This window comes from Streptomyces sp. YS-3 (genome assembly GCF_045257485.1).
Taxonomy (GTDB): domain Bacteria; phylum Actinomycetota; class Actinomycetes; order Streptomycetales; family Streptomycetaceae; genus Streptomyces.
Window position 1 is genome coordinate 1 of record NZ_JBJHPC010000757.1, and the last position, 2881, is coordinate 2881.

2 protein-coding genes are annotated in these 2881 nt (G+C 72.1%); both read right to left on the minus strand.

Annotated elements, in window-relative coordinates:
* A partial coding sequence (locus tag ACJA3G_RS34335) for a sensor histidine kinase (RefSeq protein WP_406556946.1) occupies positions 1–1218 on the minus strand: 1218 nt, incomplete at its 3' end.
* Positions 1219–1541: 323 nt separating this feature from the next.
* On the minus strand, positions 1542–2795 hold the full coding sequence (locus tag ACJA3G_RS34340) for a sensor histidine kinase (protein WP_406556945.1): 1254 nt from the start codon (positions 2793–2795) through the stop codon (positions 1542–1544).
* Positions 2796–2881: the final 86 nt, after the last annotated feature.

Sequence of the window (2881 nt, forward strand, 5' to 3'; positions counted from 1 at the left end):
CTCCGCCAGCCCCGCGAGCCCGGACCCGCCGGACACCGACGCCCCGCCCCGCCCGTTGTCCGTGACCTGCACCATCAGCCGGTCCTGCGCGAGCCACACATCGACGCCCGCCCGGCTCGCCCCACTGTGCTTGCTCACGTTCTGGAGCAGCTCGGAGACCGTGAAGTACGCGATCCCCTCGATCGCCGGTACGGGCCGCCCGGGCAGATCCACCTCGACCTGCACCGGCACCGTGCACCGGGAGGCGACCGAGGACAGGGCGGCGTCCAGGCCGCGGTCGGTGAGGACCGCGGGGTGGATGCCCCGGGCCAGGTCGCGCAGCTCCTGGAGCGCGACCTTCACCTCACCGTGCGCCGAGTCCACCATCCGCGCCGCCGCCCGCGGGTCCTCGGTCAGCTTCTCCTTCGCCAGCCCCAGATCCATCGCGAGGGCGACCAGCCGCGCCTGCGCCCCGTCGTGCAGATCCCGCTCGATGCGCCGCAGGTCCGCCGCCGAGGTGTCCACGACCACACCCCGGTCGGACTCCAGCTCCACCACCCGCTCCTCCAGCCGCGACGGCCCGAGCAGCCCGAAGAGCAGGCCCCGGTCCACGTACGCGAAGCCCCGGATGATCCACGGCACGGTCAGCGTGAGGACCAGCCCGACCAGCACGGTCAGGGTGAGCTCGAACGGCGAGTCCAGGTAGAAGTCGTGCGTACCGTCCCCGTACAGCTGGATGCCGTCCTGTCCGACGTACGTCGGGAACACCCACTGCCACAGCGGGTACGTCACCAGCGCCCAGCCGTTCACCCACAGCGTCAGCGAGACGACGAAGGCGAAGACCGCCCAGGGGAAGTGCAGCACCGAGTACAGCAGGTGGCGCCAGGACACCCCGCTCTTGAGGACCGCCCCGACCCACGCCATCCCGCTCTTCGCCCGTACGGGCTGCGGCGCGGGCACCTCCACGCCGAGCAGCATCCGCGCCCGGCTCCGCTCCATGGCGCCGAAGGCGCGGCAGACGATCAGCCCGACCGCGAGCAGCGGGATGCCGAGGAACGTCACCAGCAGCCCGGCGCTCAGCGAGAGCATCACGATGCCCCAGGTGAACATGACGATGCTGATCGGCAGGCTGAGCAGCAGATAGCCGAACTCACGGAACGTCCGGGCCTCCAGCGGCGCGCGCAGCGCCGGCGGAAGGAAGTGCTGCCGTGCAGGCCGCCGCCCGTACTCCGTCTCCATGATCATCGGTCCATCCGTTCCGTCTCACCGCTGTACGCGGTTTCCCTGGTGGCACGCGTTGCGTGTGTCGTGGGGGCCGCGTTCTCGTTGGTACGAGTCTGCTGGCCACGGCCGCGGGGGACCATGGAGCGGGTCACCGTCTCCAAGGGGGGTTTTCCCTACCCCCCGGGTTACGGCCACGCGCGCGTGCCCCACGGGCCGCAGACGAAAACCGGCGCCCGGACCTCCGGACGCCGGCTCCCGCACGTCTACTGCCTGGGCCCCCAGCCCAGCACTAGCCCAGCACTAGCCCAGCACTAACCCAGCACTGGCGCCGCACTCCCCTACTCCTTGGGCCCCCGTGCCCGCCACGGCAGCTCCGCCGTGACGACCGTCGGCCCGCCGGCGGGGGAGTCGAGCACGAACAGCCCGTCCACCGCGCCCAGCCGCTCGGCCAGCCCCGCCATGCCCGTACCGCCGTCGAGCCGCGCGCCCCCGCGCCCGTCGTCCTCGACCTGGATGAGGAGCCGGTCGCCCGACCGCCACACCTCCACCGAGGCCGTGCGCGCGCCGCTGTGCTTGCTGACGTTCTGGAGGAGCTCGGAGACGGTGAAGTACGCGATGCCCTCGATCGCCGCCGCGGGCCGCTCCCGTACGTCCACGGTCACCCGCACCGGCACGGTGCACCGGGAGGCGACCGAGGACAGGGCGGCGTCCAGGCCGCGGTCGGTGAGGACCGCGGGGTGGATGCCGCGGGCCAGGTCGCGCAGCTCCTGGAGGGCGAGTTTGACCTCGCCGTGCGCCTCGTCGACCATCGCCGCCACCGTCTCGTCGGCCTGGCCCTCCAAGAGCTTCTCCTTGGCGAGGCCGAGCCCCATGGCGAGGGCCACCAGCCGGGCCTGGGCGCCGTCGTGCAGATCACGTTCGATGCGACGCAGATCCGCCGCCGCCGTGTCCACGACGACTCCGCGGTCCGACTCCAGTTCGGCGATCCGCTTCTCCAGCTCGTCCGAGGGCGACAGCAGCCCCCGCACCATCGCCCGGTCGGCGTTGGTGAGCACCCGGGCGACGAACCCGAGGACCGGCCACGCCACGAACAGGCTGACCATCGTCACGGCGAAGGTCAGCACGCCCCAGGGCAGCCGGATGAACTCGTACAGCACGTTCCGCCAGCCCACCGGGTCCTTCAGGCTCGTCCACAGCCAGCGCATGACCCCGCCGCGCGCCCCCCGACGCAGCGCCCGCGCCGGGATCGGTGTGGGCTCCTCGATCCGTACGCCGAGCAGCGCGCGCGCCCGCGCGCGTTCCAGCTTGCCCAGCTGGCGCGCGCCGACCAGACCGACCGCGAGCAGCGGCAGGCCGATCACCGTGATCGAGAGCCCGGCGCCGGTGAAGACCAGCACGACCACGTAGACGAAGCCGATGAGCGCCATCGGCAGATTGGTGAGGAGATGCGCGATCTCCTTCCACGTCTGCCGGTCGTAGGCGAACCGCGCGGGCGGCAGCCTCTCGTCCTCGTACGGCTCGTGGTGCGGCTCGTCGTACCGCTCGTGATGCGGCTCGTTGTGGGGCTTGCCGTACTGGAAGGTGCTGGTCATGAAGCAAGCCTGCCGGGCGGGGCGGCCGGGCGCCATGGGGTCCATACGCCGGTTCTGCCGGGGGAAAACCCCACCAACGGGTGCTG

What these genes read in the sequence shown, in the direction of transcription:
- ACJA3G_RS34340 (WP_406556945.1), bottom strand. Translation starts at nt 2,795, where the DNA reads ATGACCAGCACCTTCCAGTACGGCAAGCCCCACAACGAGCCGCATCAC.